The 20,972-nt window shown below is 58.9% G+C and carries 18 protein-coding genes; 10 read left to right on the forward strand and 8 right to left on the reverse strand.

The window, feature by feature from the left end; all coding sequences use genetic code 11:
- The first annotated feature begins 292 nt into the window (after nt 1–292).
- Genes IIY41_RS12870 through IIY41_RS12880 form a run of 3 tightly spaced genes read left to right on the forward strand, consistent with a single transcriptional unit; the run spans nt 293 to nt 4,872 of the window.
- Nucleotides 293–1,969: a diguanylate cyclase gene (locus IIY41_RS12870; RefSeq protein ID WP_287401065.1), complete on the forward strand. Its 1,677-nt coding sequence runs from the start codon at nt 293–295 to the stop codon at nt 1,967–1,969.
- Nucleotides 1,960–2,322, forward strand: a complete 363-nt coding sequence (locus IIY41_RS12875; RefSeq protein ID WP_009324858.1) for an Hpt domain-containing protein — start codon at nt 1,960–1,962, stop codon at nt 2,320–2,322. The genes IIY41_RS12870 and IIY41_RS12875 overlap by 10 nt, the downstream gene beginning before the upstream one ends.
- A gap of 6 nt (nt 2,323–2,328) precedes the next feature.
- Nucleotides 2,329–4,872 carry a hybrid sensor histidine kinase/response regulator gene (locus IIY41_RS12880; protein WP_287401067.1) on the forward strand — a complete coding sequence of 848 codons (2,544 nt, stop codon included), beginning with the start codon at nt 2,329–2,331 and terminating at the stop codon, nt 4,870–4,872.
- Nucleotides 4,873–4,926: 54 nt separating this feature from the next.
- Here the strand turns inward: IIY41_RS12880 and IIY41_RS12885 are convergent, their stop codons facing one another.
- The 4 genes from IIY41_RS12885 to IIY41_RS12900 are packed head-to-tail and all read right to left on the reverse strand — an operon-like array spanning nt 4,927 to nt 9,067.
- Nucleotides 4,927–5,406 carry a GNAT family N-acetyltransferase gene (locus IIY41_RS12885; RefSeq protein ID WP_055081247.1) on the reverse strand — a complete coding sequence of 160 codons (480 nt, stop codon included), beginning with the start codon at nt 5,404–5,406 and terminating at the stop codon, nt 4,927–4,929.
- A complete protein-coding gene (locus tag IIY41_RS12890) occupies nt 5,399–6,346 on the reverse strand; it encodes a BadF/BadG/BcrA/BcrD ATPase family protein (RefSeq protein ID WP_287401069.1) in 948 nt (315 codons plus the stop codon). Before IIY41_RS12890 ends, IIY41_RS12885 begins: the two co-directional genes overlap by 8 nt.
- Before the next feature lie 14 nt (nt 6,347–6,360).
- Nucleotides 6,361–7,902 carry a glycoside hydrolase family 3 protein gene (locus IIY41_RS12895; RefSeq protein ID WP_287401071.1) on the reverse strand — a complete coding sequence of 514 codons (1,542 nt, stop codon included), beginning with the start codon at nt 7,900–7,902 and terminating at the stop codon, nt 6,361–6,363.
- Between the two features lie 16 nt (nt 7,903–7,918).
- A complete protein-coding gene (locus tag IIY41_RS12900; RefSeq protein ID WP_205485862.1) occupies nt 7,919–9,067 on the reverse strand; it encodes an exo-beta-N-acetylmuramidase NamZ family protein in 1,149 nt (382 codons plus the stop codon).
- A 237-nt stretch (nt 9,068–9,304) separates the two neighbouring features.
- Here IIY41_RS12900 and IIY41_RS12905 point away from each other — a divergent pair, with 237 nt between their 5' ends.
- Both IIY41_RS12905 and IIY41_RS12910 read left to right on the forward strand, forming a co-directional pair.
- On the forward strand, nt 9,305–10,489 hold the full coding sequence (locus IIY41_RS12905; RefSeq protein WP_009324870.1) for an anhydro-N-acetylmuramic acid kinase: 1,185 nt from the start codon (nt 9,305–9,307) through the stop codon (nt 10,487–10,489).
- Nucleotides 10,490–10,517: 28 nt separating this feature from the next.
- Complete coding sequence (locus IIY41_RS12910; RefSeq protein WP_009324872.1) at nt 10,518–11,405, forward strand: MurR/RpiR family transcriptional regulator; 888 nt, start codon at nt 10,518–10,520, stop codon at nt 11,403–11,405.
- A gap of 68 nt (nt 11,406–11,473) precedes the next feature.
- Here the strand turns inward: IIY41_RS12910 and murQ are convergent, their stop codons facing one another.
- The 4 genes from murQ to IIY41_RS12930 form a co-directional block, all read right to left on the reverse strand.
- Nucleotides 11,474–12,412: an N-acetylmuramic acid 6-phosphate etherase gene (gene murQ / locus IIY41_RS12915; protein ID WP_050005016.1), complete on the reverse strand. Its 939-nt coding sequence runs from the start codon at nt 12,410–12,412 to the stop codon at nt 11,474–11,476.
- Nucleotides 12,413–12,474: 62 nt separating this feature from the next.
- Complete coding sequence (locus tag IIY41_RS12920; protein ID WP_009324877.1) at nt 12,475–13,347, reverse strand: carbohydrate ABC transporter permease; 873 nt, start codon at nt 13,345–13,347, stop codon at nt 12,475–12,477.
- Nucleotides 13,348–13,363: 16 nt separating this feature from the next.
- The gene (locus IIY41_RS12925) at nt 13,364–14,311 is read right to left on the reverse strand and encodes an ABC transporter permease (protein WP_009324880.1); all 948 of its coding nucleotides are present in this window, start codon (nt 14,309–14,311) and stop codon (nt 13,364–13,366) included.
- A 120-nt stretch (nt 14,312–14,431) separates the two neighbouring features.
- Nucleotides 14,432–16,030: an extracellular solute-binding protein gene (locus IIY41_RS12930; RefSeq protein ID WP_117460115.1), complete on the reverse strand. Its 1,599-nt coding sequence runs from the start codon at nt 16,028–16,030 to the stop codon at nt 14,432–14,434.
- Nucleotides 16,031–16,369: 339 nt separating this feature from the next.
- Here IIY41_RS12930 and IIY41_RS12935 point away from each other — a divergent pair, with 339 nt between their 5' ends.
- From IIY41_RS12935 to IIY41_RS12955, 5 genes are all read left to right on the forward strand, one after another.
- Entirely contained in the window at nt 16,370–17,422 is a 1,053-nt protein-coding gene (locus IIY41_RS12935) for a serine hydrolase domain-containing protein (protein WP_050005017.1), read from the forward strand.
- Nucleotides 17,413–17,877: a GNAT family N-acetyltransferase gene (locus IIY41_RS12940; RefSeq protein WP_009324886.1), complete on the forward strand. Its 465-nt coding sequence runs from the start codon at nt 17,413–17,415 to the stop codon at nt 17,875–17,877. Before IIY41_RS12935 ends, IIY41_RS12940 begins: the two co-directional genes overlap by 10 nt.
- Nucleotides 17,878–18,085: 208 nt before the next feature.
- Nucleotides 18,086–18,454 carry a desulfoferrodoxin family protein gene (locus IIY41_RS12945; protein ID WP_009324888.1) on the forward strand — a complete coding sequence of 123 codons (369 nt, stop codon included), beginning with the start codon at nt 18,086–18,088 and terminating at the stop codon, nt 18,452–18,454.
- Nucleotides 18,455–18,748: 294 nt separating this feature from the next.
- Entirely contained in the window at nt 18,749–19,870 is a 1,122-nt protein-coding gene (locus IIY41_RS12950) for a uridine kinase family protein (RefSeq protein ID WP_243134163.1), read from the forward strand.
- Nucleotides 19,871–20,098: 228 nt separating this feature from the next.
- Nucleotides 20,099–20,638 (forward strand): ECF transporter S component, encoded by a 540-nt coding sequence (locus tag IIY41_RS12955; protein ID WP_055081253.1) that lies wholly within the window; start codon nt 20,099–20,101, stop codon nt 20,636–20,638.
- Nucleotides 20,639–20,972 lie beyond the last annotated feature (334 nt).

Consider the following 20,972-nt stretch of genomic DNA (forward strand, 5'->3'; position numbering starts at 1 on the left):
ACCGTTACTGTATCGATACATGGCCGCCTCCAAGTGCAAGGTTTTTCGCGTGTTTTCCCGTTTTTCCTTGCACTTATTATACCGCAGAAACGGCGCTATTTCTTGATATCACGTGGCCTTTTTTTTGTTCAGTGGACATTATTTTAAGGATATTATAACCCTTATATCCCTGCTTGTCAGGCCCAAAAGCCAAAGCTATTCGCTTCCCTTACCAATATCATTGTTGCTATGCCCCAAACCGCTCCTTTATACTAATAGATAGAAATTCATTTGTGAAAGAGATTGGTTCCCAATGGAAAAGCAAAAAATCCTGATTGCAGACGATTCCGAAATGAACCGGGCGCTTTTGGTAGATATTCTGGAGGATCAATACGATATCGTCGAAGCCGATAACGGCGCGGCGGCAATTGATCTTCTTACACAGTGCGGCGGAGATTTTTCGCTTCTGCTTCTGGATATCATGATGCCCGAAATGGACGGGTTTGAGGTTTTGGCGTATATAAACAGATATCACCTGAACGATACGCTCGCCGTCATCATGATCTCTGCCGACGACTCCCCCGCCAACATAAAGCGCGCTTACGACCTGGGCGCGTTTGACTATATCAGCCGCCCTTTTGACGCGGCGATCGTGCGCCGCCGCATCTCGAACACGATGCTTTTGTATGCCAGGCAGCGCCACCTTGAAAATATCATCGCCGAACAATTTTACGAGCAGGAGAAAAACAACGACCTCATGATCTCGATCCTCTCTCACATCGTAGAATTCCGCAATGGCGAAAGCGGCCTGCATGTTTTGCACATCAAAACCATCACAGAGCTTTTATTGAAGGAGCTTCTTCGGCATACGGACCGGTATCCTCTCTCTCAAACCAATATCAATTTGATCAGTACCGCGTCATCGCTTCATGACATCGGAAAAATCTCTATTTCAGGGGACATATTGAACAAGCCCGGACGCCTTACTGCCGAGGAGTTCGAAATCATAAAGGGGCATTCGCTGATCGGCGCAAAAATGCTGTCGGAACTGCCGCTTGACCAGCAGGAGGCGCCGCTTGTCAAAGTAGCTTCCGATATCTGCCGCTGGCACCACGAACGATACGACGGCAACGGTTACCCGGACGGCCTGAAGGGAGATGAAATCCCCATTGCCGCCCAGGTGGTTGCCCTGGCAGACGTCTATGACGCTCTGACCAGTGAACGCTGTTATAAAAAAGCGTACTCCCACAGCAAAGCGCTGGAGATGATTTTCGAGGGCCGCTGCGGAGCGTTTAACCCCACCCTTTTGCAGTGCCTGCTGGAAATTTCCGACACACTTGAAAGCGAATTGGGACAAGCGGCGCTTGAGCGGAATGCCAGGCACAGGCGGGACACGAAAGGCCGGATAGACTATGACAATTTACTCGCACGGGAGCACAGCGTCTCTCTGGTGCCGCCGTCATCGGAGACGCTTCAGCTGTTATATACCGATTCGCTGACCGAAGTTTACAACCGCCGCTATTATGACGAACAGTTTCGGGATTCTGACGACATCGAGGCCGTTGTCGTCATCGACGTCGATTCTTTCAAACACATCAACGACCGTTACGGGCATCACGCGGGAGATATCGTCCTGCGCCGCATTGCCAAAACGGTCTCATCGTGCGTGCGGAAAACGGACGCCGTGATCCGCTATGGCGGCGATGAATTCGTAATCATTTTCCACCGGCTCCCCGGGGATGTTTTCCGGAAAAAGCTGGAAGAGATCCGGGCCGCCGTTGACAGGCTGACGATAGCCGAGCACCCCGGGCTTCACGTTTCCGTAAGCCTCGGCGGGGCATACGGCGTGGAAAAAACAACAGAGCTGTTCGAAACAGCCGACAGGCTTATGTATCAGGCAAAAAAGAGTAAGAACAAAGCCATCGCCGGCTTTGTGAGCACGCAAACGGAAAATACCGGCAAAGGCAAGGATGTCGAGATATGGAGTTAAGAGATTGCTATGCGGAATTCGGCGGAGATTACAAGGAAGTGCTGAGCAGGCTGCAGCGTGAGCAGACCGTCCAGAAATTCGTTCTCAAATTTTTAGACGACAAAAGCTTCAGCTCTCTGGAAACGGCCCTGCAAAACCGGAATTACGAAGAAGCATTGCGCTTTGTCCATACGCTCAAAGGGATCTGCCGGAACCTTTCTTTCACCAGACTGTACGAAAGCAGCAGCCGAATGACAGAAGCGTTTAAGGCCGGAGATTTTGAAAATGCAGCCGCCGGAATGCCGCAGCTCTCCGACGACTATCATCAGATCATCCGTGCAGTTGAAGCCTACAAGACGTGCAGGGAGGGATAGCCGCAGATGGACAGCAGCTTGGCAAAAAAGAATACTACGCGGTTTCTGTTATACAGCTTCGTCGGCCTTCTTGTCTTCAGCATGGGTGTTTTTGCCATGCTGGGTGTCTATATGAGCCGGAAAAGCACAAAGACCATCCATGAAGTCGGCGAGATCTATATGTCCGGGATGAGCGAACAGATGGCCCGGCATTTTGAGAACATCATCGAACTGCGGTTTGAGCAGGTCGAAGGCATCGTGTCCGTGGTCCCGTCGAAGAGCGCCGACAAGGAAGCCATGTATGCAGATCTCGTATACAGGGCGCAGGTGCGCGGTTTCGAATATCTGGCTCTCTGTACCTCAGACGGCAGATTTGAAACGCTCTGCGGGGAAGCATTCCAGCCGGTCAACCCGCCGCCCTTCGTGGACGCGTTAAGGCGGGGCGAGCAGCGGGTCGCCGTTGGCGTGGACGCCGCCGGCAACGAAGTTGTGCTGTTCGGGATCGACGCGGATTATCCGATGCAGGACGGCGAAGCCTGCACCGGTTTGGTCGCGGCGGTGCCCCTGGAATATATCAGCGATTTTCTTTTTTCAGAAAATCAGGATGCTCTGATCTATTGCCATATCATCCGCCCGGACGGCAGCCTTGTGATCGCCAACTCCAATACGGAGCTGGTTGGATATTTCAGCGCGCTGCCTGCCTCTTCCGCGGCAGGCGGTCCGCTTGAGGGGCTTGACGCGGCGCTGGAAGAACAGAAGGATTACACCGTAACGCTCGACACGGGCGGAAACAACCTGCAGATCTACGGCAAGCCTTTGCCGCACTCCGAGTGGTACCTCATCTCGGTGATGCCTTACGGCATGTTGGACGAAAGCATCAACGACCTGAGCGCGCAGCGCACCTTCATCACTTTGCTTGCCTGCGGCTCCATCCTGCTTTTCCTGACGCTGATCTTTCTGCGGTACTTTTTCCTGACCCGCCAGCAGCTGCAGGAGCTGGGAAAGGCCCGCCAGGCGGCGCTTGAGGCAAGCAAGGCCAAAAGCGAATTTCTGGCCAATATGAGCCATGATATCCGCACGCCGATGAACGCGATCGTGGGCATGACTGCCATCGCAACGGCGCATATAGACGACCGTAAGCAGGTGCAGAACTGTTTGCGCAAAATCTCGCTGTCGAGCCGGCATTTGCTTGGGCTCATCAACGATGTGCTGGACATGTCCAAAATCGAGAGCGGAAAGCTGACCCTGACGCTGGAAGCAATCTCGTTGAAAGAAGTTGTTGAAGGCGTTGTCGGCATCATACAGCCGCAGATCAAAACCAAAAAGCAAAGCTTTGACGTCCATATAGAAAATATCACGGTGGAAAACGTATATTGCGACAGCGTCCGCCTGAACCAGGTTTTGCTGAACCTTTTGTCCAATGCCACCAAATATACGCCCGAGGGTGGCTCCATTCAGCTTTCTCTCTTTGAAGAGGCGTCCCCGCGCGGCGAAAATTTTGTCCGGACGCACCTTAAAGTGAAAGACAACGGGATCGGCATGTCCCCGGAATTTTTGCAAAGGATATACGAATCTTACAGCCGTGCGGATGAAGCCAGAATCCACAAGACCGAAGGAGCCGGCCTTGGAATGGCGATCACAAAATACATCGTGGATGCGATGGGCGGGACCATCGACATTCGGAGTGAACTGAATAAGGGCACTGAATTCCACATCACAATCGACCTTGAAAAGGCCGCCCTTCCGGAAGCCGACATGGTGCTTCCTCCCTGGAACATGCTGGTAGTCGACGACGACGCGGTATTATGCCAGACCGCCGTCAGCGCATTAAAGTCGATCGGAGTAAATGCCGAATCAACGCTGAGCGGAGAAAGCGCGATGAAACGGATCGTTCAGCGCCACCGGCAGCACAATGACTATCAGATCATTCTTTTGGACTGGAAGCTTCCGGATATGGACGGCCTCCAGATCGCCAGGGAGATACGGCGCAGCTTTGGGAGCGAAATCCCGATTCTGTTGATCTCCGCCTACGATTGGACCGAATTTGAGGAAGAGGCGCGTGAGGCCGGCATCAGCGGTTTTATTTCCAAGCCGCTGTTCAAATCCACTTTGTTTTATGGCCTGCGCCAGTATATGGGCCTTGAAGCCACGCATCAGCCTGCATCCGGCAACGGCGCCGGCCTCTCCGGCAGCCGTGTCCTGCTCGCAGAGGACAATGAGCTGAATTGGGAGATTGCAAGTGAACTGCTGTCCGATCTGGGTGTGGAGCTGGAATGGGCGGAAGACGGACAGATCTGTCTGGACAAATTCCGGGAATCGCCGGAGGGTTATTATGATTTTATCCTGATGGATCTCCGGATGCCGCACATGACAGGCTATGAGGCTGCACAGGCGATTCGCGGGCTGAACCGCGCGGATTCGGTGTCGGTCCCCATCATCGCCATGACGGCGGACGCCTTTGCCGAGGACATTCAGCGTTGTCTGGAATGCGGCATGAACGCGCATATCGCAAAGCCCATCGACGTGGCTGAATTGACCCGTCTGCTGAAAAAGCATTCGCGCAAAGTATAACAGCAAAAGAGGAACGGCCTGCTTTTGAGCAGGCCGTTCCTCTTTTTGTCTTTTTTACTCTTTCATCCCGCCGAGAAAATCCCGGTAAATGCCGGGGGCGGAATCCGGGATCAGCATCGCGCCCACACACTTTTTGTAAAACTCCTGCGGGCCCACGCCGCCGATGACTGCATAGGCGTAGCCCTCCGCACGCATGGCCGCGAGGCTGCGCAGCAGCAGCGCCCGACCGATGCCGCCGCCCTGCTCTTCGTCCAGCACGCGTGTAGGGCCGAAGAAATCCGGAGCCGTCGCATCATAACAGGCATAACCCAGGATTTTTTTGCCCCGCGTGGCGATGAAGCACGAAACAGCCGGGCGGGCAAAGCACACGTCGCATTCCCCTGCCGCGGAAAGGCCGGAGTGCTCTTTCACCCATTCCACCACACGAAATTTATCCGGCGCCATTGCGCGGCGGATCTGTACGCTCTCATCCCGGGGGCACGCCGTCTGCGCATCTTCAGGCAGGTCGTATAATTTCACCAGCATATCAGGCATTTTTATTTTCTCCTTTTTCTGTATTCAATGTTTCCAGCGCCAGAAGCGCTGCACCTGCGGCGGCGTCGCTTTTGGGTTCCGCCAGCCGCATGCCCGGAAATCGTATCCGAAGCAGCGCCGCCGTACCCTCGCGCACCGCTTTGTCCCGCAGCAGAATGCTGCCCGTCAGCGCCAGCACCCCGTCCTCCATATGCAGAACGCGGGCTACCGGCTCCACCAGCAGCGCCAGCTCGCGGCATGCTTTTTCCACCACCGCTTTCGCGACCTCATCTCCGGCTTCATACGCCCGGGCAACCAGCGGAGCCAGCGCCGCGATCTGTTTTTTGTCTGTTTGCGGGTCATAAGTAAACTGCACCAGGCCGCCGACGTCAACCACCTTCAGCTGTGCAAACACCAGATCCGTGAGCAGCGTCCGCGGCCCACGGCCGTCCTGCGCCCGCACAACGGCCGCCAGAGCGTCTCTGCCGAGCGCATAGCCGCTGCCCTCGTCGTCGATTTTATGCCCGTAGCCGCCGCTTCGGGCTGTTTTACCCGCTGCATCCCTGCCAAAACAAATGGACCCGGTGCCCGCGATAAGCACCATGCCGCAGGGTGCGCCCAGCGCGCCTGCCAGCGCAGTTTCCTGATCTCCTGTCAAAAGAAGCGCGCCCCGGTATCCGCACCGGCGCAGCATTTGCTCCAGCAGCGCGCGTGCCTGCGGATTGCTGACGCCCGCGCCGCCGACGCACAGCGCGGCACAGGCCTCCAGGCCGCCGGGCAGGCGCGCCAACGCATCCGTACAGCCCTGCATCGTCTCCCGCACTGCCTGTGCCGCAGCGCTGTTAAGGTTCAGGGGACCAAACCGTTCCCGAAGCAACACGCGTCCGTCCGGCGCGCGGGCCTCTAAAACCGTCTTTGTCCCGCCGCCGTCCATCCCGGCCGCATATCTCATATCCGGCATTTTTTCTTCTCCGCTCATAAAGTCACGGGCAGCCTTCCGGTTGGTTCGGCCTCGCCGCGCAGCACGCGCGCAACCGCCCGAATGCTCTGCTCCGTATACTCGAATGCCGCCAGCGTCCACACGCTTTCGGGCAGGCCCGCCAGATCGTACGGGCCGCGCAGCGCCACCGCCACGGTGGGCACGCCCGCCTCCGCCAACCGGGCCACCAGCTCCAGCTGGCCCCTGCGCAAACGCCCGTTGAAGGTGCCCACCACGGCCGAGGTATGCCGCCGCGCCAGTTCTACCAACGCCGCGATCTCTTCCCGCCCCGGCTCCGGCTGCATGGCCGCCGCGCTGCCATGCAGCGCCCGTGCCATACTGTCGCCGAAGCGGTTCGTCTCGCCGGCGTCCACATTCCCCACCAGCGACGTGCGGTAGGCCGGGCAGCCGATGCACAGCGGCGCGCTCCCCAGTGCGGGCCGCCCGCCTGCGGGGCGGTGCACCTCTGTGATGGTCTTTTGCAGCAGCGCCTCGTTCTCCCGGCGTGCCTCATCAAAATCGAAGCCGCCCTCGGGCATGCCGTCCACCCATTTTTCCTTCAGCGCCAGAATGCGCTGCACGCTGGCCTGCATTTCCGCCGCGCTCAACCGTCCCTCGGCCACGGCCTGCTCTGCCGCGCGGGCCGCCTGCCCGCTGAGCAGTGTGTCGTGGGAAATAAACACCAGGTCCACTCCGGCAGCCATGGCCGCTACCACACCGTTTACTGTGCCGAAGTGGTCCTTGATGGCCCGCATCTCCATGCAGTCGCTGACGATGAGGCCGTCAAAGCCCATCTGCTCCCGCAGCAGCCCCGTCATGATGCGCCGGGACATCGTTGCCGGAAGATGCTCCGGTTCGAGCTGCGGGAACAGGATATGTGTCGTCATCACCGCGGGCACGCCCGCACGCACTGCCTCCCGGAAGGGCAGCAGCTCCGTCCGTTCCAGCTCCTCCATGCTTTTGTCCACGCAGGGCAGCGCCAGATGGGAATCCGTGTCCGTATCTCCGTGGCCGGGAAAATGCTTGGCCGAGCACAGCACGCCGCCGTCCAACAGGCCGCGTATCATCCGGTTGGCGTAACGGGAGACCTCCTGCGGCGTGTCGCCGTAGCTTCGCGCACCGATGACCGGATTTTCCGGGTTGGAATTGACGTCCACACTGGGGGCAAGGTCGAAATTGACACCCAGCGCGCGCAGCTCCCGCCCCGTCAAAAGCCCGGCGCGGTAGGCATTTTCCGGGTCTCCCGTGGCGGCGATGGCCATAGCGCCCGGCACATTTACCGCGTCCCCGGGCAGGCGCGTCACCAGGCCGCCCTCCTGGTCCGCTGTGATAAAGGCGCCATGGCCCGTTTCCCGCCGCACCAGCGCCTGGATCTCCCCGCACAGTTGTTTGAGCTGTGCACAATCCGTAATGTTCTCCCGGAACAGGATCACATTGGATATTTTGTATTCCCGCACCATCCTGCGGAAATCCTCCGTAAGCTCTGTTCCCGGAAAGCCTGTCACCAGTCTCTGCCCGATCTGTTCCCGTAGATCCATCTGTATCCCTCCTGTTTTATTTGTAAAGATGATATGCCGCCTTGCGCCGTGCAAAAGCGGCGCTGTCCGCTTCCCATGCCGCAAGCAGCGCTTCCGGTGCAGGCGGCTCGTCCTCGAACGCGCCGCAGCCCGCCAGCAGGCTGATGAAGCGCCGCGGCTTCCCATCCCGTGGTTTCCACCGGAACTGCCGTGGCCACATCTCCCGGATGCGGTACAGCAGTGTAACGCCCGTGCGCACCGGGCGGAAAGCATGTGCGTCGCTGACATGCAGCAGCACCCCTTCGCACGGCTCGCCCTTGTGCTTCGAAGCGTATGGCGTAAAGCAGGCCGCCGTAAAAATCACGCCGGGCAGGCCCTCCCGGTTCATGGCCCCGGCCAGTGCCGCGCCGTCGACAAACGGCGCGCCGATCATCTCGAACGGGCATGCGGTCCCTCTCCCTTCGGAGACGTTTGTTCCCTCGAACAGACAGGTGCCCGGATAAACCAGAGCCGTGCTGAAATGCGGAATGCCCATGCTGGGCATCATCCAGAGGTTTCCCGTCTCGCTGAACAGGCGCGTGCGCTCCCAGCCTGTGCAGGGTACTACCGTCAGCCGGCAGCCCAGCTTTTGTTCCGCATTTACCATGCACGCCAGCTCACCCGCGGTAAGGCCGTAACGGATGCAAAGCGGGTACGCTCCGACAAAGCTGCGGTATTCCGGCTCCAGCAGGCCGCCCTCCACCGTCACGCCGTCCAGCGGTGCGGGACGGTCCAGCACGATCAGCTCCCGGCCCGCCGCGGCGCAGTCCTCCATGACGTAGAGCAGCGTGGAGATGAAGGTGTAAAAGCGCGTGCCCAGATCCTGAATGTCATAGACCACCGCGTCCAGCGTTTCCAAACGTTCCGGCGCGATATGCCTGCCCTCCTCGCCGCCGTACAGGCTGTATACCGGCAAGCCCGTCGCGCTGTCGCGGGCAACATCGTCCACATCCTCCCCCGCGCCGTCTTTGCCGTACATTCCATGCTCAGGGCCGAAAAGGCATACCAGCGGATAGACCTCATGAAATTTCACATATCCGGGCCTGAGGTCCAGCGTCACGCCTGAAACAGACGTCACCATCCCCAGCCTTTTGCCCCGGAACAATGCACCGAATTCACCGATCCTGTCGATCCCGCATTTCACCATGCACCGGTTCCTCCCTCTTTCCTGTTATTCGCGCGTCAGCCGCGCAACTATTTTTCATTTTTGAAATATTTCTTTGCAATACATGCATTTTACGCTTTATTTCGTAAATTTTTTTATGGATTCTGTTGACAAGGCGCCACCTGTTGGGAGTATAATTGAAACTAAAGAACAATTTGTTTGTAATTTTATTTCATCTTTTTCAGGCCCGGCGCGGGCCATATAAAGGAGGACATTTTTATGAAGCGCGCTCTTTTCCATGACGACGCAAGCCCTCGCCTGGCCATTGGGCTGATGAGCGGTACGTCTGCCGACGGCATAGACGCCGCCCTGGTGGAGATCAGCGGCTGCAGCACGGATACCCGCGTGCGGCTGCTGTCGTTTCTCACGCTGCCTTTCTCGGACGCAGCGCGGGCGCGCATTCTGCGCGTGGCGGCAGGCGATTTCGGCGGCACGGAGGAACTGTGCCTTCTGAACTTTTATCTGGGTGAGCTCAGCGCCGACGCCTGCGAGGCCGTGTGCGCACAGGCGGGCGTTGCCCCCGATAAAGTCAGCTTTGTGGGCAGCCACGGCCAAACCGTATTCCACGCGCCGGACGCACGGGAATACCTTGGCCGCCCGGTGCGGGGCACGCTTCAAACCGGCGAGGCGTCCGTTATTGCGGAACGGCTGGGCTGTCCGGTCGTCAGCGATTTCCGCGTTCGGGACATGGCTGCCGGCGGGCTTGGGGCTCCATTGGTCCCCTACACGGAATACTTGCTTTATCGGGACGCGCAGCGCACCGTGGGGCTGCAGAATATCGGCGGCATCGGCAATATCACCGTACTTCCCAAAGGCTGTTCCCTGAATGACGTATTTGCCTTTGACACCGGCCCGGGCAATATGGTCATGGACGCGCTTGCCGCGCGGCTGACAGAGGGAAAAGCCCGCTTTGACGACGGCGGGCGGCTGGCCGCGCAGGGCACGGTAAACGCCGGGCTGCTGGCCTGGATGATGCAGGACCCATACCTGAGCGCCCCGCCGCCCAAGACCACGGGGCGCGAGGTATACGGCGCCGCCTATGTGGACGCCCTGTGCGCACATGCCCGGACGCTGGGTGTTTCCCTGCGGGACACGCTGTCCACCGCGACGCGCTTTACAGCCGAGTGCATCCGGGAGGGTGTGGAACGGTTTTGCCCTCAGCGCCCCGAGCGGCTGATCGTGGGCGGCGGCGGAAGCATGAACCCTGTGCTGCTGGCCCATATAGCCGACTGCCTGCCCGGCTGCCAGGTGCTTACCAACGAGCAGCTCGGCCTGGACAGCAGCGCCAAGGAGGCAGTTGCCTTTGCCGTTCTGGCAAACGAAGCGCTGTATGGCTGCGCCAACAACGCGCCCGGAGCCACCGGCGCCGCGCACGGCGTGGTGATGGGGAAAATCAGCCTGTGAACACGGCCCGAAAAGGAGAAGAAGTGAAATGACCAACATCGAGGTACGCACGCAGAACATTTACGAAAACCTGAGCAACGCCGAAAAAAAGGTGGCCTCGTATTTTCTGGATAACGTGGAAAATGTATTCGCCAAGCCCATCAGCCAGCTGGCCGAGGAGTCCGGCGTCAGCAAGGTCGCATGGGTGCGTTTCTGCAAAGCCATCGGGTTCGACGGCCTTAAGGACCTGAAAAAAAGCCTGTTCAGCGAGCTGCATGAAACGGCGGGTGAGCCCGCCGAGGCAGCGGCCTTCTCCGATATCCGGGAAGCCACCGGCATCGACCAGCTGATCCTCAGCGTCAAGAACAACAGCATCCGCGCCGTACGCGACACCACAAAGCTGCTGGACCCCGCCTCCGTGGAGGCTGCCGCACGCCAAATCCTGAACGCCCGTTCCGTGCGCATTTTCGGCGTCGGCGCGTCTGCTCTGGTTGGCGAGGACCTGTACAACAAGCTGCTGCGCATCGACAAAAACGTGTGCTTCTGCCGTGACCTGCACATCCAGCTCACCTACGCCGCCAATATGACGCCGCAGGATGTGGCTGTACTGATCTCCATGTCCGGCAATACCAAGGAAGTGCTGGAGATGCTGGCCCTTTCCCGCCAGTGCGGCACGCCTACCGTGGCGCTGACGAAATTCGACAAAAGCGTGCTGGCCCAGAACGCCGACATCCGGCTGTATATCTCCGCGCCGGAGGCCACGCCCCGCAGCGGCGCCATGAGCAGCCGCATCGCCCAGATGGTGGCGGTGGATGTTCTGTTCACAGCCGTGGCGCATCTGGATTACGACCGCGCGGCGGCCAGCCTGGAAAAAAGCCGGGAAAGCTGCCGTCCCCACCGTGTGGACGGTGCTCCGCCGCTCCGCCGCCGGTATTGAGAACGCCGCCTTCCGCCGCACTTAACTTGCGCCGGGACAGCCTTGGACTGTCCCGGCGCTTTTTGCTGTTACAGCCGGCGCACAAACGCATCGGTCTGTACGCCGTCCGGCCGCGATAAAACCGCTGCCGAAACTTGCCCGTCCACACGCTGCAAAAGCGCATGGGCCTCGCCGGCATCCACGCCGCACAGGATCATAACGATGGCCGTCTTGGCGGAAAAACCCGCCTCATCCAAAACGCCGCGCGCGCGCTCCGGGCTCACGCCGGTCGCGCAGCAGACGATGGATACCGCGCGCGCCACCAGCTTCTGGTTGCTGGCGCACACATCCACCATCAGGTTGCTGTATACCTTCCCCAGCTTTACCATCACGGCAGTGGACAGCATATTCAGCACCATTTTCTGTGCGGTGCCGCTTTTCAGGCGGGTGGAGCCGGTGACGACCTCCGGCCCCGGCTGTGGGGCGATGCCGATATCCGCGGCCGCATCGATGGCGGAGCCGGGGCAGCAGGTCAGCCCGATCACGGGTGCCCCCAACGCCCGGGCATAGTCCATTGCCCCCAGCACATAGGGCGTGCGCCCGCTGGCCGCTATGCCCACAAGCACGTCCTGTGCACGGAAGTCCAGCGCCTGCAGGTCTTTTGCACCGTCCTCAAAATGGTCCTCCGCGCCCTCGGCCGCGTTGGTCAGCGCGTCCGGCCCGCCGGCGATCACACCGCGCACCAGCCCCGGCTCCACGCCGAAGGTCGGCGGGCATTCCGATGCGTCCAGCACGCCCAGGCGGCCGGAGGTCCCGCACCCGCAGTAGATGAGCCGCCCGCCGCAGCGCATGTGCGCGTAAATTACATCCACCGCTTTTTCCACCTGCGGCAGAACCTGTTCCACCGCGGGCGCCACTTTTTTGTCTTCTTCGTTCATCAGCCGCAGGATCTCCGCAGTATCCGCGCGGTCGATCTCCAGCGTATTGGGGTTGCGCTGTTCGGTGCCGATCGTTTTGATCTGTACCACTGGACATGCCTCCTCGTGGCTCGCATAGCCTTTTGTGGGTTCCGCTGACGACGGAAACGCGCTCATCCCTTTACGCCCCCAATGGTCAAGCCCTTGACGAAAAATTTCTGAAGGAAGGGATAGATCACGATAATGGGTACGGTGGATGTGATGATGACCGCGGATTTCACCGAGATGGCAATGGTCGTCTTTTCCGCCGAGCCGCTGCCCGTGCCGATGACCATGGTACCGTTCACGATATTGCGCAGGAACATCATAACAGGGTATTGGTCGCTCTTGAGATAGATCAGGCTGTTGAACCAGTCGTTCCAGAAGAACACGGCATAGTACAGGCCGATGGTGGCGATGGCCGCCGTGGAGAGCGGCAGCACGATGCGCCGCAGGATGCCGAAATACCCCAGCCCGTCGATCAGCGCCGCCTCCTCGATCTCATTGGGAATGCTCCTGAAAAAGTTGATAAGGATGATAAGATTGAACGAGTTGATGGCGAAGGGCATCAGCATGGCCGCCCGCGTCCCCACAAGGTGAAGGCTGTTGAGCAGCAGGTAGTTTGGGATCAGGCCGCCGGAGAAGAACATCGTCACCACGACCATTTTCGTAAAGAACTTATTGCCCCACAAAAACGTCTTGGAAAGCGGATATGCCATCAGGCTCGTCATGATGAGCGCGATGGCCGTGCCGCCCACCGCGTATAAAAACGTATTGCCATATGCCTTGAAGAAGTTTGGGTAAGTGAAGATCTGCTTGTACGAATCCAGTGTAAAATCCTTCGGCCACAAAAACACCTCGCCGTTGATGAGCGGCTTTGTGCCGGAAAAGGAAACAGCCAGCATGTAAATGAACGGGACAAGGCAGCAGATCAGCACGAAAGCCATCACGAGATAAACGATCGCGTCGAAGATGATATTTTCCAGGGTATGATACCGTTTTTGCATCAGACTGCCGCCTCCTTTAATAAATACTTTCGCCGGTCAGCTTCCGGCTCACAGCGTTGGACGACGTGACGAGGATCAGGCCAACAATGCCGCTGAACAGGCCAATGGCCGTCGCATAGGAATAGTTCTGGCTGACAAGGCCGGTGCGGTACACCAGCGTGTCGATGATATCGCTTACGCCCGAATTGGACGGCGTGTACATCAGCAGCACCTTTTCAAAGCCAAGGCTGAGCATATGCCCCACGTTCATGATCAGCATGATCATGATGGTAGGCAGGATGGACGGGATCGTCACGTACCAGATCTGCTGCAGCCGGGACGCTCCGTCCATCTCCGCGGCCTCAAACAGGTCCGGGCTGATGGAGGTGATGGCCGCCAGGTAAATAATGGCCGTCCACCCCGTGAACTGCCAGGTCTCGGATAAAATATACACCGGGCGGAACCATTGCGGCTCGTTCATGAAGTAAATGGGGTCGACGCCGAACAGGCCCAGGAACTGGTTCAGAATCCCGGAGCTGGGCGAAAGGATCTCGTTCAGGATGGCGATGACCACCACCGTGGAGATAAAGCGCGGCATATAAGATACCGTCTGAACGAACTTTTTGAATTTTTTTGCCCGCACCTCGTTGAGCAGAATGGCAAAAAGAATGGGGATGGGAAAATTGATGAGGATGTTCCCTATGGAAAGCACCAGCGTGTTGCGCAAAGCGCGCCAGAACATTGGGTCACGCAGAAAACGGTCAAAATAGCGCAGCGTCCATTCCGTGCCGAACGGGCCCTTGCCCGGCCGGTAGCGCCGGAACGCAAGCACGTTGCCCACCATGGGGACATACTTAAATACAATATAATATGCGACGGGCAGTACCAGCATCGCATACAGCACCCAGTAACGTTTGAGATGTTTTCGGAACGCTTTGCGCTTCGCGGCTTTCGCGTCCGCCGTCAATACGGCTGTCTTGGGCATTCCGCAGGACCTCCTTGCAGTTGATTTGCACGCCATACAAAGGCAGTAAATGGAAAAACACGGGACGGGGCCATATCGGTTGTACGGCCCCGTCCCGCGGGCACTTATGTTTTTTTCGGTTTATTTGCGCAGGTTGTCGTTGTACATCTTGCAGAATTCTTCGATCTGCAGGTTTTTCATCTCTGCCACATAGGCGTCCCAATCGGTATCCAGGCTCTTTGAACCGGTGACGAATGCGTCGATCCATACCTCGATGCTGTCCGCCAGCGGCGTCTGCAGGCTGGCCGCATCTTCGGCCGTCAGGTCGTCAAACAGCGGCGTCGGGGGCAGCGGCTGGATCACATTGCCATCCTCCATGCCTGCGACGGTTTTATTGATCTGGGCGTAGTTCTCGTCATACTTGCTCATTTCGCGTTCGTTGATCCACACAAACTGGAAAGGATCCGCGCCGCAGCCGTACTTCACCTGCATGGTTTTGTAAATGCCGTCGGGCGAACTTGTGAGGTCGTCGGAATAAACGATCTTGTCGCCGTCCATGGTGTAGGTCGTACCCTCCACGCCCAGGCACCAGATCGTGGAGCATTCCTCCGAGAAGAACATCTCATCCACGGCGCGTACTACCTGCTCGAAATCGTCGCGCTCGGCGGTGGAAGCCGGGAACATGATGCCCTTGCCGGTTTTGGATTTGGGCTGATGGTGTGCGCCGGCCGGGCCTTCCAGGGACGGATACATCTGGAGTTTGAAGCCGTCGATCTCGCTGGCGGTCTCAACGCCGCCGATCTGGTCGTAGTAAGCGTAAGTAGCCATTGCGGCGCCCGTTGCCATCTTGGTGGACCATACGTCGCCGTCGATGGGGGCAGCCATCTCGGGGTCGAGCAGGCCTTCCGCATACAGCTTATTCATGAAGCGCAGGTATTCGCGGGCTTCCTCGCTGATGCAGCCCTCGAAATATTCACCCTTTTCATAATCGTAGCTCAGCGCGCCCGTGCCGGAGGATGAGCTCTTTCCGAAGCTGATGCCGAAGGAAGGCATCGTCATGCGGTATGTAACATAAGGCGCGACAAGCGTGGTAAGCGGGTAGGAATCGGGATGGTCCGCCTTATAGGCTTTGAGGATCTCGTACAGATCATCGAAGGTCTTGGGCGCATCAAAGCCCTTTTCCTCCAGGTAATCCTGACGCATGATCAGGCCGCCGTCATAGAAGGGCTGGTCGAACAGCTGCGGCATAAAATAACGCTTGCCGTCCTTCAGCGCCAGTTCCTCCACATCATCCTTCAGGCCCAGCTTTTCCACCATGGCGTTAAAGTTGGGCGTCCATTCCGGATAATCGCTGATGGGGACGATGGCTCCGTTGAGCGCCAGCGAAGAATTCTCGCCCTTAGTATCCTGATAAAGTATCACGTCGGGACAATTCTCGCCGGTGTTCAGCGCCAGGGAGACCTTGGTATTGTAATCCGTGGAAGGGATAGCCTCCACCGTCAGGTCCACACCCGCGATTTTCGCAGTCTCCTGAACCGCCAGCCAGCTGTCCATATACGGCAGCGTGGGGTTATCTGCGTAATACATCGATATTTTGATGGGTTCGTCCGAAACGGCCGGGGCGCTGCCCGACCCCCCCGCGGACGGGGACGTGGATGCAGAGCTGCCGCAGGCAGCTAGACCGGCGGCCATTGCCGCAGCCATGGTAAATGCCAGGATCTTCTTCAGCGACTTTTTCATGTTGTCCTCCTTTATTACTGCGCAATACATTCGGCAGGATTTGAAACGGTTCAGAAAATTAATTTTAATAATCTTAAAATTTTCAGAACAATTGTTTCATGCTCATATCATAATGCTTTTTCCTTTGCTTTGTCAATACAAAAACCGGAAAAAACTGCACAATATGAACAGAATTATTTTTTATGATTCAAAAAAACAGTTATATTGTCCATAGTTTTTTCTTTGATTTTGTTAAAAACGCCCCGCTGTGCCTTCTTGACATTTTCCGCTCCGTGCACTACCATCTAGGTGACTTCCCGCCGCCGCGCGGTTCGGGAACTATTTTTTCAGGAGGCTGCCATGAAAAATTTTGAGCAAGTGTGCCGTCTTGTCCGGCAGGGCCTGGATGACGGCGCTTATCCCTCCGCCTGCCTTTCCGTGGGTATCCGCGGGAGCGTCTGTGTCCGGCAGACCTTCGGCCCCGCCCGGGAGACTACGCTGTACGACATCGCCAGCCTGTCAAAGATCGTGGGCACCACGATGATCGCATTCCGCTTTCTGGAGGAAGGGCGGCTGCGCCTTTACGATACAGTGGAACAGTTTTTCCCCGCGCCCGAAGACAAAAAAGGCATTACTGTGCTCCAGTTGATGACACATACCAGCGGCCTGCCCGCCCATTTTTATCTCAGCGAGGAAGCGGACGGCCCCGGAGACGCCGTCCGGGCGATCCTTGCCCACCCGCTGGAGCATGCGCCGGGCGCTTTGCCCGTTTACAGCTGCATGGGATACATCCTTCTGGGGCGTATTTTGGAACAAATCGGCGGCCAGTCCATCGACCGGCTGGCACAGGAGTATGTATTCGAGCCTCTGGGCCTGACGCACACTACCTACCGCCCGGCGGGGGATGTCGCTCCCACGGAACGGGACCCGGCCACGGGCGAGCTGCTGCGCGGTGCCGTCCATGATGAAAACGCCCGGTTTCTGGGCGGTCTTTCGGGCAACGCGGGTATATTCAGCGATCTTTGCGACATGACGCGCTTTGTTCAGATGCTGGCGCTGGGCGGGAAACTGCCGGACGGCACACAGTTTCTTTCCCCTGCAACGCTGCGCGCCGCGCTGGTCAACCGCACGCCGGGTGCCGGGCACGAATTCCGCGGCCTGGGCTTCAACCTGGCAGGCAGCCCCTCCAATTTTTTGGGCGATCTGATGAGCCCGCGCGCCTACGGACATACCGGCTTTACAGGCACCAGCATCGCCGTGGACCCCGATACCGGGCTTTTTGTGGTGCTGCTGACCAACCGCGTATGCCCCACCCGGGAAAACGGAAAGCTCATCCGCATGCGTTCGCTGATCCACAATGCCGCGGCCGCCGCGGCCGGACGCATGCAGCAGGAGGCGCCGCCATGGAATTGATCTGCCGCGCCGCCGCACAGGCCGATCTTCCCGCCTGCTGCAATGTATTTGCAGACAGCGAAATTTATGAACGTTACTTTTCCGAGCCCGGGGCATTGGCGCGCTCCCTCGAAAACGCATTGAACGCAGGCGAACTTTACGTTGCCTGCGGTAGTGCGGGAGAGGTGCTGGGCGTAATGCGGGTCCGGGCCAAGGGCTTTTGCGGGCTGTATCCCTACCTCGCGCTCATCGGCGCCGCGCCCCGGGCCCGCGGGCGCGGCGTGGGGCATTTTCTGCTCGCGGAGTTCGAAGCCATGGCCCGTGTGCAGGGAGCCGGACGCGTTGCGCTGATGGTGAGCGACTTCAACGAAAAGGCGCAGGCCCTGTACCTCTCCCTCGGCTATTGGGAATTGGGCCGTCTGCCCGACGCCGTCCGAAAAGGCGTCTCTGAACTGGTATTGATAAAGGATCTGTGACCGGCCGCCTCTCACGCGCCGTACTCTCCGTCCTTTTTCACAAGTACAACTGTGCATTCCTACAAAGTTGATGGATTACCTGAATTTTCCAAAAAAGCTCTTGCAAACTGCGTCCGGTTGTGTCATGCTGTAAGCAGCGGGGCGTTTGCGTTCCGGCTGCCGCGCCGCCCGGCGCGGCAAAATATTGCATCAGGATGGAGGATCGGATATGAAGTTTTATATCTGTAAACATTGTGGAAATATCATCGCTTATGTGCGCAGCAGCGGCGTGCCCGTTGTGTGCTGCGGCGAACCGATGCAGGAGATCATCCCCGGCACTACGGACGGGGCATTGGAAAAGCACGTGCCTGTCATCGAGGTAGAGGGCAACAAGGTGACTGTGCGCGTCGGCGCTGTGGAACACCCCATGCTGCCCGAGCATTACATCGAATGGATCGCGCTGGAGACGGCTCAGGGCAACCAGCGCAAGCCTTTGGCGCCGGGCCAGAAGCCGGAAGCCGTGTTTATGCTGGCCGAGGGCGACAGCGTTGTGGCCGCGTACGAGTACTGCAACCTGCACAGCCTGTGGAAGGCCTGAAAAAGCTCCCCTTTGCGGCGCGCGGGTCCTTCCGCACACCGCGTCATCCAAAAAACGTGTCCCGTACCGGAAGGTATGGGGCGCGTTTTTTATTTCCATCGCTCTGTTTCAGCCCGCACGTCCTTGCCGGGCACCGCAGGCAGCGCGCCGCCCGCACTTGTGGAAACGGCTGAAACGGGCGGTAAAATCGTGTCCGGTCTATTCAATCTCCTGGTTTCGTGTGCTATACTGGAAAAGCAGCGGCGAGTGCATCTCTGCTGCACGGACTTATGCCGGTAAAGGAGCGTTCTCTGAATGAGACAGGAATTGGAACGGCTGCTGGACACGCACCGGGCGCAGCGCCCGGAGATGCAGCCGCAGGATTATTACAAACTGCTGTACCAGCGGGAATTCGGGTGCGGCCACACGGCCCCCGCGCCGGAAACCGCCGGACGGCACCTGATGGAGGAATATACCCGGGCCGCCGGGCTCCCCGGCGCGGACGCCGTGCCGGAGCATGTAAAGGGCGCCGCTCTGCCGGGCTGTGTCGAGGATATCGGCAACGGGCTGTGCCGCATCTATTTGAACGGCGTGTGGAGCCGTGAGGCGCTGCGCCTTTTGGGGCGCGTATTCTGCGCCACGGCTCGTGAACACAAGGGGGAAACCGCCTGTTTCGCCGCCGTGCTGGACGGCCTGGCGCATTGGGCGGACGCCGTGCTGCCGCCACGGGACGCACAGACCCTGCGGCGGCAGACCGGGACTCTGCGCGCCGCAGGCTGCCCGGCCGTACACCACAGCGCAGCGTACCGGGAGCAATATGCGCCCCACTACCGCGTGGTGCGCCGGTGTTATGCAGACGCCTGGCCCGCTCTGCTGCTGGCCCAGCGCGTTTTGGAATCCGTTTTCCCCGGCGGCCATGCGCTGCTGGCCATCGACGGGCGCTGCGGCAGCGGAAAAAGCACGTTGGCCGCGCATATGGCGCAGGTGTTCGGGTGTCCGGTCTTTCACATGGACGACTTTTTTCTGCCGCCGGAACTGCGCACGCCGGAACGTCTGGCCCAGCCCGGCGAAAATGTGCACCATGAGCGTTTCCTGCGCGAGGCGCTGGAGCCGTTTGCAGCCGGACAACCCGTGCGTTTTTGCCCTTTCGACTGCTCCGCAGGCGTGCCCGGCTCCGCTGTGGAAATTCCCGCCGCGTCCTTTGCCGTTGTGGAGGGCAGCTATTCTCTGCATCCGTCCCTGCGCGGGCATTATACGGCCTCGGTGTTCGTCACCTGCGCGCAGGCGGTACAGCGCGCCCGGCTGACAGCCCGAGGCGGCGCGGATTCCTGGGCCGTATTTGAAGCGCGCTGGATTCCGCTGGAGGAAACCTATTTTAAGGCCCACGCGGTGCAGGCGCTTGCAGATCTGACACTGGACACCACCCCGTTCGCCTGACTGGCCCCGCGCACAAAATACTTGCCAGCGTCCGCATCGTCTGCTATAATAACAGGGAACCGCCGCCATGAAGGCGCGCATCTCCCCGGCGTCCCGGCCGCCCGTGCGGCTTTGCATGCACACGCGTGCATCCATCATCATAAAAACCAGAAAGCCACGAAGGCACGCGCCCCGCATGAAGCAGGGCCTTGTTTTCGCGGCTTTTTTCTGTGAGGAAAGGGATCGTTTATGACAAAATCGAAGTTCAACACAAAACAACTGGTGCTGGCCGCGCTGTGCGTGGCGCTGGGCGTTGTTCTGCCCGTGGCGTTCCACAGCATCCCCAATGCCGGCAGCGTGCTGCTGCCCATGCATATCCCCGTGCTGCTGTGCGGGCTCGTCTGCGGTCCGGTCTACGGTTTGCTGTCCGGTATTCTCACTCCCCTGCTCTCCAGCATGATCACCGGCATGCCGCCGATGGCTTATCTGCCCAGCATGCTGTGCGAGCTGGCCGCCTACGGCCTTGCGGCGGGCGTGCTGCGCCGGTTCGTGCGCACGGGTAAGCGCCCGCTGGACCTGTACATCCAGCTCGTGAGCGCCATGCTCATCGGCCGCCTTGTATACGGCGTAATGAACGCGCTCATCTTCTCCGCCGGAAATTATTCCTTCGCGGTATTTGTTTCGGGCGCGTTCGTAACGGCGCTGCCGGGCATCGTCATCCAGCTCGTGCTGCTGCCTGCCGTCGTCCTTTTGCTGGAAAAGGCGCGGCTGGTGGAAAAACCGTACTAAGAGCGTGCGGCTTCTCCTGAACCGCTGCGGGCGGCACATTTTGTGCCGCCCGTTTTATTTTACGGCTGAACGCGCTGCTTCTCTTCCCTCTGTTTTCATGGTATAATAACCTCAAGCCCGCCGCTTGCGCGGCTGCGCGCACTTCGTGCGCCGATGCGCTTTTGCGCATGGGCTTGAGAACATTGAACCATGCAAAACCGCGGCAGGCGCGGTTTTGTTGAGACCGCTTCGCGGCGCCATGGTATAATAACCTCAAGCCCGCCGCTTGCGCGGCTGCGCGCACTTCGTGCGCCGATGCGCTTTTGCGCATGGGCTTGAGAACATTGAACCATGC

The sequence above is a fragment of the Ruthenibacterium sp. genome (genome assembly GCF_017421385.1).
In the GTDB taxonomy this organism is placed as follows: Bacteria; Bacillota; Clostridia; order Oscillospirales; family Ruminococcaceae; genus Ruthenibacterium; species Ruthenibacterium lactatiformans.